Here is a 14,940-nt window from a genome sequence, read left to right on the forward strand (position 1 = left end):
TTTTCCCATGCAAAAAAGGATGTCGCGGCAATCGGGGCTAAAATTAAAGTCATCAATATCAAATATTTGACATAGCTAAATTTGTCTTTCTGAAAAAACATAAAATAATATGAATAAACCGTCTCAAAAGAATCAAGCTTAGATCCTTGTAGGATGACAAACTTAGTAGAGTTATCTAAAGAGAAGCTTTTTCAAAAAGCTGTAAGATTTTGGTTTCCTCGTTTTCCCAACAAAATACCTTTGCCGCTTTTTCAAGCTCAGTTTTATAGTTTAGGCGTCCCCTTTCAAGAACTTTATTCAAAGCCGCAGCTATTTTCTCCGGATCATGATCTGTAACAACTTCACCTATATCAAACTGCTTTTTTATACGAAGCATTTCAGGGAAATTGATCATCACCAACGGTACTCTGGATTGTATATAATCGCAGACTTTATTGGGAAGAGAATAGTAATAACTCACCCCATTATTTTCTTCCAGACTGAATCCTGTATCTGCTGTTTTTGTTACTTCTCTAAGATTTTCCGGCTTTAGCTTTCCAAGAAACACAACTTTATCCTGAAGCTTTTCCTTTATGACAAGATTTTCATACTCCTTTTTTTTAGGACCATCTCCGGCAATTTTGAGAACAGCATTCTCAATAGAATGCATAGCAACGATTACCTTATCAATTCCGCGGGATTGGTTAACCGCTCCCTGATAAAGAATTATTTTAGGATTATTTTCCGGAATTTCGGGAGTAGAAATAATTTCTCTTGGAATATTTCTTACAACAACAGGATTTACTTTATATTTTTCCTTAAACCATTCGGCATAGCTTTCACTCTCTGTCATCATGAATTTAATTTTGGGCACAATGCTTTTTTCCAATACCCTCCAAACCTTTTGTGAAAGCTTATTCTGTATTGCAGGCATTTCCGTAAAAATTTCATGACTATCAAAAACCAAAGGAATATTTAATTTTTTTGAAATAAGATAATTTGGCAGAAGCGCATCTATATCATTGGCATGAAGAATTGTATTTTTGTCAGCTTTTTTCTTTAATTCCTTATAAAGCTTCCAGTTAAACTCAAAATATGCCGTTTTTAAAGTCTTAGATTTTATTTTTATTCTTTCAAACGGATACGGGCGCTCCATTTTTTCGTTTCCTCCCCAGTCATTCCCTATAAGTTCTATATTATACCCGCTGTCGAAAAGGGTTTTGCATACTTTCTCTATTCTCTGATCCGTATAAAGATTGCTGAATGCCGAGGTTATTATTTTCTTCTTCATTAATTTTTCTTACCAAATATTAGATAATACATCTGAATAAAACAGATAAGTCCATTCGGAATAATTACCGGCCAGAGCATCCCGCTAAATATTCCGTAAATGACAAAACATATACAGCCGAACATATTTACGAGCCTGATTTTTCTTACATCTTTCAAGATGAAACTCAATACAATAAAAACAGATGCAGAATATCCTATATAGCTAGCAAAATCAGAATTCATGAATAAAAATTTCGGGAGGACAAACTTAATCATTTTCAATAAGATAATAAAATTTTTTCTGCCATAAAGTCATTTATTGCTTTTTGGTAAAATATTTGTAATTTAGATAATGAATAAATGGCAATGTTGCTTTTATTCTAATGAGATATATTATGGATTATAAGTTTTCACAAGGTTTGAGCCAGGTGTTCAAACAAAGCAAGAGCGAAGCGAAAAGGCTCAAGAGTGAATTTCTTAATACAGAACATCTACTTTTAGGTATTATAAAAACAGAAAACTCTGCAAAAGAAATCCTTCAAAACCTTAATGCGGATCTTACACAAATCAGAAGAAAAATTGAAACTTTAAATACAGCAAGTCTTAATCCTATTTCTGAGGAGGTTACCAATATTTCTTTCACGAAAATGGCAGATCATGCCATTAAACGTGCTGAGCTTGAATGCAGACAATACAAAAGCAATGAAATTAATACCGTTCATCTGCTTTTAGGCATTCTTTATAAATATGAGGACCCTACTTCTACAATATTAGGAGCTTATGATATTGATTACGAAGGAGTTTCAAAAGAATATCAGACTATGTTAAAAAATTCCGGACAGGCACCACAGATGAGTGCTTACGACGACGATGACGAAAGAGAGGACTTTGAGCAGATGAGAAAGCCTACAGGAAACTTAGGTTCTGCAAAAAGCAAAACGCCTACTTTGGATAACTTCGGCAGAGATTTAACTTCTCTGGCGAGAGACGGAAAGCTGGATCCTGTTATCGGTCGTGAAAAAGAAATTGAGAGAGTTTCTCAGATTCTTTCAAGAAGAAAGAAAAATAATCCTTTACTGATCGGTGAACCGGGAGTTGGAAAATCTGCCATCGCGGAAGGTCTGGCTTTAAGAATTCAGCAGAAAAAAGTTTCCAGAGTTCTGTACGGAAAACGCGTGATCACTTTAGACCTTGCAAGTTTAGTTGCGGGAACAAAATACCGTGGTCAGTTTGAAGAGAGAATGAAGGCAATCATGACGGAGCTGGAGAAAAACAGAGATGTTATCTTATTCATTGATGAGCTTCACACCATTGTAGGTGCAGGTAGTTCAACAGGAAGCTTAGATGCTTCCAATATGTTCAAACCGGCTTTGGCGAGAGGTGAAATTCAGTGCATCGGAGCGACAACGCTTGATGAATACCGTCAGTATATTGAAAAAGATGGCGCATTAGAAAGAAGATTTCAGAAAGTAATGGTGGAACCTACTTCTATTGATGAAACCGTTCAGATTTTAAACCAGATCAAAGATAAATACGAAGAGCATCATAATGTAATTTATACACCTGAAGCAATTGCTGCGTGTGTAAATCTTACATCAAGATATATCACAGACCGTTTCCTACCGGACAAAGCGATTGATGCGATGGACGAAGCTGGATCTCGAGTGTATATTAAAAACATGAAAGTTCCTACAGAAATTATAGATTTTGAAAAGAAAATCGAAGAAATTAAGGAATTAAAACAAAAAGCAGTAAAAGCGCAGGATTATCTGGAAGCAAGAAAACTGAAAGACGAAGAAGAAAGGCTTCAGATGGAACTGAATTCTGCTCAGGATAAATGGGACAAAGATGTAAAAGAGAAAAAAGAAACCGTAACAGAAGAGAATGTAGCAGAAGTGGTTTCTATGATGAGCGGTGTTCCTGTAACGAAAGTTGGTAAAAACGAGCTTGATAAACTTGCCGGAATGGATGGAAACCTGAACGGAAAAGTTATTGGTCAGGAAGACGCGGTGAAAAAGGTTGTGAAAGCAATTCAAAGAAACAGAGCCGGTCTTAAAGATCCAAACCGTCCAATCGGAACCTTTATCTTCTTAGGAACAACCGGAGTTGGTAAAACCGAGTTGGCTAAAGTAATGGCAAGAGAACTCTTCGAATCTGATGAATCTTTAATCAGAATCGATATGAGTGAATACATGGAGAAATTTGCCGTTTCAAGATTGGTGGGTGCGCCTCCGGGATACGTAGGATATGAGGAAGGCGGACAGTTAACCGAAGCGGTAAGAAGAAAACCTTATGCTGTAGTTCTTTTGGATGAGATTGAAAAAGCGCATCCGGATGTATTCAATATCCTGTTGCAGATCTTAGATGAAGGACACGTAACCGACAGTTTAGGAAGAAAGATCGATTTCAGAAATACGATCATTATTCTCACTTCCAATATTGGAACCAGAGATCTTAAAGATTTCGGTGATGGAGTCGGATTTGGAACTTCTGCGAAAAAATCAACAACGGATTCCAGAGCAAGAAGTACAATTGAAAATGCACTTAAAAAAGCGTTCTCGCCTGAATTCCTGAACAGAATTGATGATATCGTGATCTTTAATTCTCTTGAAAAAGAAGATATCAAGAAAATCATTGATCTTGAACTAAACAAATTGTATTCAAGATTAGAAAAATTAGGATATAAAGTAGAATTGACTGAAGAAGCAAAAGACTTTATTTCTGAAAAAGGATGGGATAAAGATTTTGGAGCAAGACCATTAAAACGTGCGATCCAGAAATATATTGAAGATTTATTGGCAGAAATGCTGGTAAACAAACAATTGACAGAAGGAGAAACGGTAGTTCTTGATCTGAATGAAGCAAAAGATGGTTTGGCAGGAAAAAGCTCTAAGCCAAAAAAATCTGCCGCAGAAAAGTCTTCTCAATCGTAAGCAAATAATTTAATCATAATAAAAAAGCATCGGGAAAGTTCCTGATGCTTTTTTTTAATTTATTTAAACATACTCTTAGCATTTGTAAATCTTAAGTTTTTACTATTTTTACAACTCAATTGAAGAATATGAATATTTCTATATTAGGAACAGGATTTATGGGAAAAAAGCATAAGGCGGTTCTTGAGCAGATTTCCAACATCCACATTAATGCAGAAATAGATTCGCATGCAGAATCTCACTCCAAAACACACTTTCATTCTCTGGAGCATTTTCTGGAAGAAAAATTACATACAGATCTGGTTGTAGTGGCGACACCAAACCATCTGCATTTTCAGCATGCAAAAACATTATTAGAAAACGGATATAACGTACTGATTGAAAAGCCGTTTGTGTTTAATATGGAGCAGGCATCCACTCTTCGAGAAGCTGCACATCAAAATAACAGCCATGTTTTTCTGGTGATGCAGAACAGATTTTCACCCGTAACTTTATTCCTAAGCGAAATTGTAGATTCTAAAAAACTAGGAAAAATATATAATATTCAGCTTAACGCTTTTTGGAACAGAGGTGAGCAATATTACATTAAAGATTCCTGGAAGGGAAAAAAGAATATGGACGGCGGCATCTTATATACTCAATTTTCTCACCTTCTGGATCTTTTGTGTTACGTTTTTAAAGACGATTTCACTATTCTTTTCAGAGATTTAACCTCTTTTAGAAACTTTAATATCTCAGAAATTGAAGATACTGCCCTACTTATTCTTCAGGGTAAAACAGGAACAAAGGTTTCCGTCAATTTCACCACTTCAGTTTTTGAAAAAAATCAGGAGACTTCGCTCAATATTATCGCAGAAAAAGGCACTCTTAAAATATCAGGGCAATATTTCAATGAAATTACTTTCCAGCATATTGCAGATTGTCCGGATAAATTTGAAATTCCATCCACTTCTAATGAAGAGAATCTTAAAGAAATGTATCAGGAAATTTTCAAATTCTTACAGGGAAAAGAGAACAATGCCATTCTGTTAAAAGACGGTATTGCTCTGGTTGATCTTCTGGAAAAAATTTATTCCTAAAGCCCCACCACAAATCCTACATTCGGAACCAAACCACTGGAGAAAATACTCGAATTTTCTTTCCATAAAACATTATACATCAAACCTAATTGTAGATAAGAATTATTCCCGATTCTCTGCATATAACCTCCTCCAAGATAAAGGGCATCTTCATCCGCATTGGCTTTAAAATCATAGAACTTATCTTTATAGTTGATGAAATAATGCTGATAATTGGCACTTACAAAAAAGGTTCTTGCAATATAATAATTCAGAAAAGGACCAACTCCAAACATGGTAGAACTGTAAGCATTTGATTTCTGCCAGGAAACACTTCCCAAAACTCCGCCTTCAAGATCCTCCGTAAGTCGGTAACCCACTCTTGGAGCCGCTGAAAGATTAAAGTAATTGTTGCTTCCAAAACCAAAGCCGATTCCGCCTCCGAAAGTCCAGCGATTATTATTTTCAGGAGAAGCATTTACAGCAACCTGAGAAAAAAATAACCCTGAACATAAAGCACATAAAGAAATAATCAGTTTTTTCATATTTAAATTGTTTTTATCGATGTCTAAAATTATCACTTTTTTGCGAATCTTTTTAATTGTATTTTTGCAGCGTCAAACTAAGAACTCCCGTTAAGAGTTTCGTAAAATTGAAATAACATGAAAGTAGTAGTAGGATTATCCGGAGGAGTGGATTCCAGTGTTACAGCGTATCTGCTGCAACAGCAAGGTCATGAAGTAGTGGCTTTGTTTATGAGAAACTGGAACGATGCTTCGGTAACGCTGGAAGATGAATGTCCGTGGATCGAGGACAGCAATGATGCCTTAATGGTGGCTCAAAAGCTTGGAATTCCGTTTCAGGTGATTGATATGAGCGATCTGTACAAGGAAAGAATCGTAGATTATATGTTCGACGAATATCAGAAAGGAAGAACTCCGAATCCTGATGTTCTGTGCAACAGAGAAGTAAAATTCGATGTTTTTATGAAAACGGCAATGTCTCTGGGCGCAGATAAAGTCGCAACCGGACATTATGCAAGAGTAGATTCAACGATCGATGAAAACGGAAAGGAAATTTTCCATCTTCTTGCCGGAAAAGATAACAATAAAGATCAGTCCTACTTCTTATGTCAGCTAAGTCAGGATCAGCTTTCTAAAGCATTATTTCCGATTGGGGAACTTACAAAACCTCAGGTTAGAGAAATCGCCAAAGAAATCGGCTTGGTAACGGCCGACAAAAAAGATTCTCAGGGATTGTGCTTTATCGGAAAAGTAAGTTTACCGCAGTTTTTACAGCAGCAATTGGTTCCGAAAGAAGGTGAAATCGTGGAAATTTTCAAAGATTCTCCCCTCTTTGCTGAAGAAATGCCTGAATTTTCGTCAAAACAGGAAGAATTGGAATACCTCAGTCGAAAAATCAATTACAAAAAGACTGACGGTAAAGTTATCGGAAAACATCAGGGAGCTCAGTTTTTCACGATCGGACAAAGCAAAGGACTTGGAATCGGCGGACACAAAGAAAGCTGTTTTATCATCTCCAGAGACATGGAAAACAATATTCTTTTCGTGGGAGAAGGACATCAGTTTCCGGGACTGCTTAAAAGAGCCTTAAAAATTGATAATTCTGAACTGCACTGGGTTCGTGAAGATCTGAGACTGAAAAACGGAGAATCGATGGAAGTAATGGCAAGATTCAGATACAGACAGCCATTGCAGAAAGCAACTTTATATCAGTTTGAAGAAGGATTCTATGTGGAATTTGAAGAACCGCAGTCTGCCATTGCAGAAGGACAGTTTGCATCGTGGTACATCAGCGAAGAGCTGATCGGAAGCGGAGTTATTTCCTAAAATAAATCTTATCTAAATAATAATCCCGAAGCGTTTTAGTTTCGGGTTTTTTGTTTGAAAAAACATCAATTTCTATTTCATTTTATGGTTTACATAAAACAAATTAAGAAACACAGATACAATAATTTCCAATATTAAAATCATCATTAAATAACCGATTGGTTTTCCTAAGAAAATTCCTCTGGCGAATTTTACCACTCCCAATAGAAATATAGAAATCAGGAAGTAAAAAGTTGTTCTCGAAATGGTTTCTCCAAAAAATTTCAGCGCAAAAACAGAGGCATAAAATCCAAGGACGAGAATGAAATAGAATTTGAGAAAATAGTGTCCTTTCAAAGAAATCGGATCTAAAGTATGGTTGATTGCAATAAGCCAGATCAGACTTATGAGCACCGGAATTGTGTGGATAAGGATTTTTTTCATGTGTTTTGTATTTCGGTTAATCTCCTCCACCTCCGCATCCACCGCATCCGCTTCCACAACTGCTGCCGCAGGAACTGCCGCAACCGGAACCTCCGTCACCGTGAGAACTGTCGCTTCCGCAGGTGTAAAAAAAGCCGCCGTCGCTTCCGTTATCTTTATTATCTTTATTCGGTCCGTTACTTTTGCTGAATGCTTTTATAATCACCACAATAATGATAAAGAAGAAAATTAAGCTCAAGAAGATACTAAAACCTTCACTGCTTTTTTCCGTGCAGGAATAAATTACAAAAGCGCTGCTTAAAAGAAGACAAATTTTAAGAAAAGGAGATATTTTTCTTTTTTTCGAAGGAATTTGAACCGGATTCCAGATATCTTTCGGCGGTTCCTGCTCAAATATTTTCTCATAATTTTCTAAAGTTTCCGCAAACCAGCTTTTATGTTTTTCATTTTCGCTTTCTCCGCCTTGTGATGGTTGATGATGCAGTTTCTGCTGCAAAACTTCCGGACAGAATTCTTCCCAGTAGTTTTGCGTGTAAATGAGATGCATATGCCATACTTTGTCTATAATTTCGCTCGGCGAAGCACCATTTGGAAGTTTGCAGCAGAGATAAACGAATTTTTTGTATTCATCAATTGCTTTTCGGGTAAATATTTCTGTCCAGTTTTCTTCTTTTGCCAGTTTCTTTGAGAAAGGAAAATCGGCAGCAGATTCATCCAATGAGAATTCCTGAAGCCTGTTCCAGAGAGGATCATTTTGTAATACAATTTTTGTTTCCATTGTTTTAACTTTTAATTTCTACTCAAATATCGTTGGATGTTGAGATATAAAAGTCTTGCAATAGTCTCATTTGGTTTTAAAATTATCTTATATTAGTCTTATAAATTAAAAATGAAAAAAGAAGATCTATTACACATAGAAAAACTGATGAATTTTCTGGCTCTGCATTTTCTGAAAAAACATCATTGGGAACATGTCTCCAAAACCGAATGGTCTTACATCGTTGCAGAACTTAATGATCTGATTATCCAGGAAAATTCAGAGAAAAACAGTAAAAAAAGCCCGGATCTTTTAGGTTCAAATTACCTTTATGAGCATTTGATTATCAACAAATTAAAGAAATATTATCAAAATGAAAATGCAGTATTAAGTAAGCCTAATCTTGCTAAATTAAGCACAATCGTAAAAGTTTTGGGATATTCCAGTTATATCGATTTTATCAATTCCAATACAGAATCATTCAATTTTAACGATCTGAGGATTGATATGAATAATGTAAAGCCAAACACCGCTTTGCTGGATCGTCTTGTCGGCTGTTGGTATTCCTACAACAGAAATCTTCCGGAAAATCCTTTACAGGCAAAAGAAGACCGGATTTGGCGTTCTGCGACAGAAATCTACAAATCTGAAACGTCCGGAGAATATTTCGTCGAAAGAAGCGGCGGTGACCGTCATAAATATTTTGGAAAAATAACAGCCTATTCCGATTATGTTTTTATCATCATGAACAGCAATACGTTCATCCGGCAGCGTCATTTTATCTCAAGAATAAAAGACATCAAGGAAAAGCTGAAAAATCCAGAGTATAAGCTCCATGAGTTGCATTTTATAAGTACATGTATCAGTTTTAATCAGGAACCGATTGCCCTGTTTGAAATCTTTCAGAAAGCAGACCGCAAAACTTTTATTTCAGACTCCATCAGTTTCCCGATCGACAGCGATGAAATCCCGAAATCAATTATCAAACAGCTTGAAGACACGGAATCTAACCGTATTGATTACAGGTAGTTGATCATAGTTGATGGTTGATAGATCTGAGTTTTTGGGTTTAAAGTTTTTTGTTTTGGGTTTTAACTTACCAACCAGTCTTTAAAATCTTTTACGCGGTCGCGGCTGACAGTAATTTCTTCCTGTGGCTGAAATTCAAGTTCAACCTTGTAATTGGGTGAAGTGTGGATGTTTTTAATAAAATCTGAACTAATAATAAACTGTCGGTTTACGCGGAAAAATTTCTTTTCATCCAACACCTCTTCCAGTTCGTCCAGTGTGAAATCCGAAGGATACGTTCTTTCCTGAGTCTGCAAATAAACAATTTTATTTTCGCTGAAAAAGCAACTTACTTCATGTGTCTGTACAATTTTCAGATTATAGCCTATCTTCACCAGAATTCTGGAAAGCGTACTTTTTTCTTTTTTAATTAACTCTTTAATTTCCTGTGAATTGACGGAATTATCTGAAGGAATAAATGATTTGAATTTCTCAATTGCTCCGGCAAGATCTTCATCTAAAATCGGCTTCAGAAGATAATCGATGCTGTTCAGTTTGAATGCTTTTAAGGTATATTGATCAAAAGCTGTCGTGTAAATGATAAATCCTTTTGTCGGAACTTTTTCGAAGATATCGAAAGACAGACCGTCTCCCAGAACAATGTCTGAAAAGATGAGCTGCGGATGTTCATTTTCCGAAAACCACTGTACTCCTTCTTCTACGGATTCTATTTTCGCAACGATCTCTATTTCAGGAAATTCGTTAAGCATTCTCTCCAGTTTCCTTGAAGCGGGTTTTTCGTCTTCGATAATAACAGTCTTGATCATTGAGTTCCTGTTTTAGTTTTATAATTTCGAAATAAAAGTAATCAAAAATTGCCAATATTAAAACTTCAGCGGCTCTTTTGATTTTTTCATTTCTTTTTCCATCACTTCTCTTTCCCATTCAGAGTCCAGAAGGAACAGTTTTACGGCTTTTACGGTTAAAATAATTCCCCAGATGGTAAGAATGATTGATCCGTTCCACAATGAAAAATTAAATATTCCTTTTTCTAAAATATCGTCTCCGAAAATAATTACTGCCACGATCCCAAACCATAAAAGGCTTTTATAGAATTTTTTAAGATCGTTTACTCTTTCCTGTGCCTGATTGTAGTTCATAATAATCTATTTTTAAAGTTAAAATTGAATGCTGATTATAAAGATTTCGTATTTTTTCTTTCTTCGTCCATCAGTTGTTTGATCTTTCTTTCTTCCCAGTCTCTTCCGATCCCGAAAGTCCCGGCTGCGTGCGCTGCAAGACCTAATCCCCATCCTAACATTGGCCAGAAAAACCAAAGATATTGTGGCGATGTTAAAAGATTCAACACAGCTAAAAATGAAATCACAAGGCAATACGAAGTAAGGTTCCCGTAAAATCCTTTCAGTTCTTTTACTCTTCTTGATGCTTTTTCGTATGCTAATTCTTCTTTGTTGGTGTAAGTTTCCATATTTTTTATTTTTAAAGATTAATTGTTTGTTTTTGTTGAGACAAATGTAGGTCGGAAAACAGCCACAAATCAATTTTAAATGACCGAACCGTAGAATATGCATCCTGAATTGTAAAAATCCCGACTCAACGGAGAATCGGGATTTTTTGATTTTATGTTTTTAGTTGTTTGGTTAGGAATACCGCGAAAGTATAGTGTGTTTTTTAGCTAGAATTTGTAATCAATTTCTATATCAAATGATTGTTAAACTGACTAGATTTCTCCTTCGTCGAAATGACAGTGCAAGGATTTTTAATTATGGAGTTAAGTGTTTGCTCCTTTAGGAGCAGAATCTGTGTAGAAATAAGAATAAATCCGTCAATCAATCCATAGGATTGGTATCTTAAATACGATAAATTTTCTAAAGATAGCGTTCCTACGGAACGCAGAACGCCTTGCGAATATGCTGTTTACACAGATAAAACTCTATAGAGTTTTCTACCATTTTACTTTAAACAACTTTCCTGATTTTGTTGATTAAAAATCAGTAAATAAGTAACTTAATAAACAAAAGGAATCAGCTTTTTCGTTTTTCTCCGGTAATCAAGATATTCTTCTCCGAACTGCTCGATTAAAGCCTTTTCTTCGACATTCATTCTGTAGCTGAATGCAATAAAGGGAATTAAAAAAGCCAAAGCCAATGAGAGCCAGTTGTTTAAATACAACCCCAAACCCAACGAAGTAAGCAATGAAAAAGCGTAAGACGGATGTCTGAGATATTTGTAAAACCCTTCTTTCTTAATTTTATGATCTTCTTTAATTGTAACGTCAACAGTAAAATATTTTCCCAAAGAACGAATGATGATGAACCTTAAAATAATTCCGATCCATATCAGAACGGCTCCTGAATAATAGATCCAGACCTCATCAGAAATGGGAAACCGTATAACGTAAGAAACCGCAACGGCACTTACAATTGAAAGCGGAATGGCAATCCATAACAGGTTTAGAGTAGATTTATCCTTTTTATTGTCTTTTTCACCGGATTTCAGGATGTTTTTGTAGAGAAATTCGCTTAAAAACCATGCGGCCATAGAAATGGCAAAAAGAATCTGTAAAGTTTTCATATCAAACGGTATTTGGAAGTGATGAACAATTTATCTGCCGTTTTTTTCCTTTTCCATCAGTTCTTTAATTTTTCTTTCTTCCCATTTATTTCCAAGCATAAAACTCGGAATAAACGTTCTCATTGCCGAAATGGCAACTCCGATTCCCCAGAAAAATGGAAGCGCAAAAAATTTTAACTGAAAAATAGATTCATTGGGTTTTAATTCTGTGTAATTCAGATATAAAATGAAAATATTAACCGCAATATAAATGAAGACGGAAAAGTAAAATCTTTTGATTCTTTTTACCTGTCTTTCCGCTTCTTTATATCTGAAATCATCTTTGCTTATCGGTTCCATGATGCTTATTTTAATGTTCTGTTTTGTTTTTCTAAAATTTCCCTGATCTTTCTTTCTTCCCAGCTTTTACCAATAGCGAAAACACTCATTCCGTGAGCAACAAGCCCGATTCCCCAACCTAACATCGGCCAGTAAAACCACAGACGATCCGGACTGGTGATGAGATTTAAAATAATTAAAAAAGGAATGATAATGCAGTAAGAAATGAGATTTCCGTAGAAGCTTTTTATTTCTTTCACCCGTTTGTGCGCACGTTCGTAAGATTCATTTTTAGTTTCGGCTATTTCACTTACAACATCCGGTTTAGAAGAAAGTACCGGAAGTTTTACTTTAAAGTAATCTTCAGATTTTTCTATAAAAACATTTCTTTTGGTGAGTAAAGAATAGCGCTGTACAATATTTGCAAGACCGATCCCTGAACTTTCTTTGATCTGCTCTCTTACCTGTAAATTATTTTCAATGCACAACGTATCATTTTCAGAGAAAATTTTAATGATGAGAGGTTTTGAAGAAGTGGCAAAATTATGCTTGATGCAGTTCTCCAGAAGAAGCTGTAAAGACAGCGGAACGACAAATCTTCGGTAATCTTCTTTTTTTACATCAAAATCAAAATCTACGCTGTCCTCGAATCGTGTTTTCAGCAATTCGCAATAGGTTTTGGCAAATTCCAGCTCATCTTCTACGGTAACCAGTTCTTTGTCTTTCTGCTCCAAAACGTATCTGTAAATCTTTGACATTGAGGCAGTAAACTTCTGCGCCTGTTTCGGGTTTTCATCAATTAATGAGCTTAAAACATTCAGAGAATTGAATAAAAAATGTGGATCTAACTGGTTTTTAAGACTTTCAAACTGTGCATTGGCAGATTTGGCAATTAACTTCTGCTCGACAACTTCTTTCTTTGAAGTTTTTCTCAGTTCCTCCACAAAACCTTTTGCATGAAGAAAAGCTGAAATGAGCAGGGCAATATTAATCATGAACCAGTTGGAAACGTTGTATTTGCCAGAAAAGAATTCTTCTGTAGTTGTTGCCTTCTGGATCACCACAAAATTCATATAATTGCAGAAATACACCAAAACCGTATTGGCAATAAGAATAGAGACTATGCTTATAATCGCTCTCGTCCTTGTGGTTTCGGACCATGGAAATTTCCTGTTGAGAAAATCGTTGATGATGCCGTTTCCAATTCCCAGAACGAATGAGTACATTGTGGACACCAAAAGGGTAATGGCAAAATTTTCCAGTGTTTTTTCGTCATTAAAAACGAAAAAGAAGAAAAATGTTGTTGCCAGCGATATCCAGAGTAATATAATAATGCTTTTGTATTTCATTGTGAGCTTTCTTGGTTCAAAATTAGGCTTTAATTAAAGTATTAAAAATTATTTTTAGCCGAACCGTTATTTTTTGTGACTGAAGGGCAGAAAAAAACCTTCCGCGAAGAAGGTTTTATTTTCATTTTGATATTATTGTCAAATATGTGCTTAAATTAGTGGAATTTGATTTGAATATGAAGATGTTTTTAAACTTTAAACCAAAAAAAAATACTTATGGAAGATTTTGAAAAACGGAGACAAAACCTTGATGAAATATTTAAGGATATAGATAAATCAATGGCTTCTTTAGAAAAGACATCATACGATGGTACTCGAGATGTTCTAAAATATTTCGATAGAATACATGATAAATTGTTTAATTTCAATAACATTATGATTGCAGGTTTTTTTGCAATAGCTAAAATTAAAGATGATGTTCCAATGGAACTAATTTTAGTTCCAATTATTAATTTAGGTATTATAATATTTATTGAATATAAAATGATGGAGAAAAGTAGAATGGAAGCAAATATTTTAGATGATTTCAGTAATGTTGATAAACTTGGCAAAGCAATAAATAAAACAACTAATTATTCAATGTTTACAATTCTTACAACAGCCATTGTCACTGCATTTTTCTTATATAACTTATTCAAATAAAGGACTATTAAATTAGTCCTTTATTTGAACCTTCGTATATTTAGCTTAACTTTACATTATTTCGCGGCTCCGTTTATAAAATATTCGGCTTCTGCTTTTCCCCAGTTCGGAGCGATTTTAGATTTTGGACTGTATGTCGTAAATTTTGCTAAAGCATCTTTAAACTGTTCCCTCCCTTTTGTTTTGCTTCCGCCAAACTGTTCCGGAGTGAAGTAAGTATCTTCGGCTTTTATTAAAGCAATTCTAGGGTTTCCGGGATCCAGACTTTCTGCTTTTCTCAATTCTTCCATGGCTTTCATTCCGTCTGTCATATATCTTTCCGTAGGATTTTCCATCATTTTAAGGGAATACGACATTTTTCTCAACAGGTGAATTTCAGCATTGTCTTTTCCGGCAATACTTTCTGCCTGATCAAGATATTTTTCTGCGATATTTGCCTGTGCAGAAAGCTCAGACATTTTACCGTCTCTCATGAGCATTCTTCCTTTCTGGATGTACGCAAATGCAGCGTAATAAGCAGGAAGCCACTCTTTGGTTTCTTTTTTTCCGATTCTGTCGAAATCATTGGCAAGAGTCTGGAATTCGTCAAGAGATTTACAGTTTTCAATTTTGGCAATTTTATCAGACATTACTTTTTCATAATCTGTCTGAGCAAAAGCGGTTAAACTGATCAGACTTAAAGCAAAGGTTAACAGATATTTTTTCATGTTTTCTAATTTTTTTAAATTAATTTTTGTTTTGAATAAAGATATATTT

At 35.2% G+C, this 14,940-nt stretch carries 17 protein-coding genes; 5 read left to right on the forward strand and 12 right to left on the reverse strand.

Annotated features, from left to right (window positions below):
* Positions 1-175: 175 nt before the first annotated feature.
* Both KKI44_RS13540 and KKI44_RS22715 read right to left on the reverse strand, forming a co-directional pair.
* On the reverse strand, positions 176-1,270 hold the full coding sequence (locus KKI44_RS13540) for a glycosyltransferase (protein ID WP_214587757.1): 1,095 nt from the start codon (positions 1,268-1,270) through the stop codon (positions 176-178).
* Positions 1,270-1,494: a uroporphyrinogen decarboxylase gene (locus KKI44_RS22715; RefSeq protein WP_235132165.1), complete on the reverse strand. Its 225-nt coding sequence runs from the start codon at positions 1,492-1,494 to the stop codon at positions 1,270-1,272. The genes KKI44_RS13540 and KKI44_RS22715 overlap by 1 nt, the downstream gene beginning before the upstream one ends.
* A gap of 152 nt (positions 1,495-1,646) precedes the next feature.
* On the opposite strand from KKI44_RS22715, the gene KKI44_RS13545 reads away from it, so the two are divergent.
* Together KKI44_RS13545 and KKI44_RS13550 are read left to right on the forward strand one after the other, a co-directional pair.
* A complete protein-coding gene (locus KKI44_RS13545; RefSeq protein ID WP_214587758.1) occupies positions 1,647-4,184 on the forward strand; it encodes an ATP-dependent Clp protease ATP-binding subunit in 2,538 nt (845 codons plus the stop codon).
* A gap of 128 nt (positions 4,185-4,312) precedes the next feature.
* Positions 4,313-5,263, forward strand: coding sequence for a Gfo/Idh/MocA family protein (locus KKI44_RS13550; RefSeq protein ID WP_214587759.1), 951 nt, complete (start codon positions 4,313-4,315; stop codon positions 5,261-5,263).
* Here KKI44_RS13550 and KKI44_RS13555 read toward each other — a convergent pair.
* Positions 5,260-5,787: a hypothetical protein gene (locus KKI44_RS13555; protein WP_214587760.1), complete on the reverse strand. Its 528-nt coding sequence runs from the start codon at positions 5,785-5,787 to the stop codon at positions 5,260-5,262. The genes KKI44_RS13550 and KKI44_RS13555 overlap by 4 nt on opposite strands.
* 117 nt (positions 5,788-5,904) lie before the next feature.
* Here KKI44_RS13555 and mnmA point away from each other — a divergent pair, with 117 nt between their 5' ends.
* Positions 5,905-7,092, forward strand: a complete 1,188-nt coding sequence (mnmA, locus tag KKI44_RS13560; RefSeq protein ID WP_214587761.1) for a tRNA 2-thiouridine(34) synthase MnmA — start codon at positions 5,905-5,907, stop codon at positions 7,090-7,092.
* A gap of 72 nt (positions 7,093-7,164) precedes the next feature.
* On the opposite strand, the gene KKI44_RS13565 is transcribed toward mnmA, so the two are convergent.
* Positions 7,165-7,515 (reverse strand): hypothetical protein, encoded by a 351-nt coding sequence (locus tag KKI44_RS13565; RefSeq protein WP_214587762.1) that lies wholly within the window; start codon positions 7,513-7,515, stop codon positions 7,165-7,167.
* Positions 7,516-7,531: 16 nt separating this feature from the next.
* Positions 7,532-8,293: a glycine-rich domain-containing protein gene (locus KKI44_RS13570; RefSeq protein WP_214587763.1), complete on the reverse strand. Its 762-nt coding sequence runs from the start codon at positions 8,291-8,293 to the stop codon at positions 7,532-7,534.
* A gap of 111 nt (positions 8,294-8,404) precedes the next feature.
* On the opposite strand from KKI44_RS13570, the gene KKI44_RS13575 reads away from it, so the two are divergent.
* Entirely contained in the window at positions 8,405-9,301 is an 897-nt protein-coding gene (locus KKI44_RS13575) for a hypothetical protein (protein WP_214587764.1), read from the forward strand.
* Between the two features lie 62 nt (positions 9,302-9,363).
* Here KKI44_RS13575 and KKI44_RS13580 read toward each other — a convergent pair whose 3' ends face one another.
* From KKI44_RS13580 to KKI44_RS13605, 6 genes are all read right to left on the reverse strand, one after another.
* Entirely contained in the window at positions 9,364-10,107 is a 744-nt protein-coding gene (locus KKI44_RS13580; RefSeq protein WP_214587765.1) for a LytR/AlgR family response regulator transcription factor, read from the reverse strand.
* Between the two features lie 57 nt (positions 10,108-10,164).
* Entirely contained in the window at positions 10,165-10,440 is a 276-nt protein-coding gene (locus KKI44_RS13585; protein ID WP_087706730.1) for a 2TM domain-containing protein, read from the reverse strand.
* A 35-nt stretch (positions 10,441-10,475) separates the two neighbouring features.
* A complete protein-coding gene (locus tag KKI44_RS13590) occupies positions 10,476-10,769 on the reverse strand; it encodes a 2TM domain-containing protein (RefSeq protein ID WP_076391027.1) in 294 nt (97 codons plus the stop codon).
* A gap of 539 nt (positions 10,770-11,308) precedes the next feature.
* Positions 11,309-11,875 (reverse strand): methyltransferase family protein, encoded by a 567-nt coding sequence (locus tag KKI44_RS13595; RefSeq protein ID WP_214587766.1) that lies wholly within the window; start codon positions 11,873-11,875, stop codon positions 11,309-11,311.
* A 30-nt stretch (positions 11,876-11,905) separates the two neighbouring features.
* Positions 11,906-12,214 carry a 2TM domain-containing protein gene (locus KKI44_RS13600; RefSeq protein WP_214587767.1) on the reverse strand — a complete coding sequence of 103 codons (309 nt, stop codon included), beginning with the start codon at positions 12,212-12,214 and terminating at the stop codon, positions 11,906-11,908.
* A gap of 5 nt (positions 12,215-12,219) precedes the next feature.
* Complete coding sequence (locus tag KKI44_RS13605) at positions 12,220-13,542, reverse strand: 2TM domain-containing protein (RefSeq protein ID WP_214587768.1); 1,323 nt, start codon at positions 13,540-13,542, stop codon at positions 12,220-12,222.
* Positions 13,543-13,758: 216 nt separating this feature from the next.
* On the opposite strand from KKI44_RS13605, the gene KKI44_RS13610 reads away from it, so the two are divergent.
* Positions 13,759-14,184, forward strand: coding sequence for a hypothetical protein (locus tag KKI44_RS13610; RefSeq protein ID WP_214587769.1), 426 nt, complete (start codon positions 13,759-13,761; stop codon positions 14,182-14,184).
* A 56-nt stretch (positions 14,185-14,240) separates the two neighbouring features.
* On the opposite strand, the gene KKI44_RS13615 is transcribed toward KKI44_RS13610, so the two are convergent.
* Entirely contained in the window at positions 14,241-14,891 is a 651-nt protein-coding gene (locus tag KKI44_RS13615; RefSeq protein ID WP_214587770.1) for a hypothetical protein, read from the reverse strand.
* Positions 14,892-14,940: the final 49 nt, after the last annotated feature.

Source organism: Chryseobacterium sp. ZHDP1 (assembly GCF_018603435.1).
In the GTDB taxonomy this organism is placed as follows: Bacteria; Bacteroidota; Bacteroidia; order Flavobacteriales; family Weeksellaceae; genus Chryseobacterium; species Chryseobacterium indicum.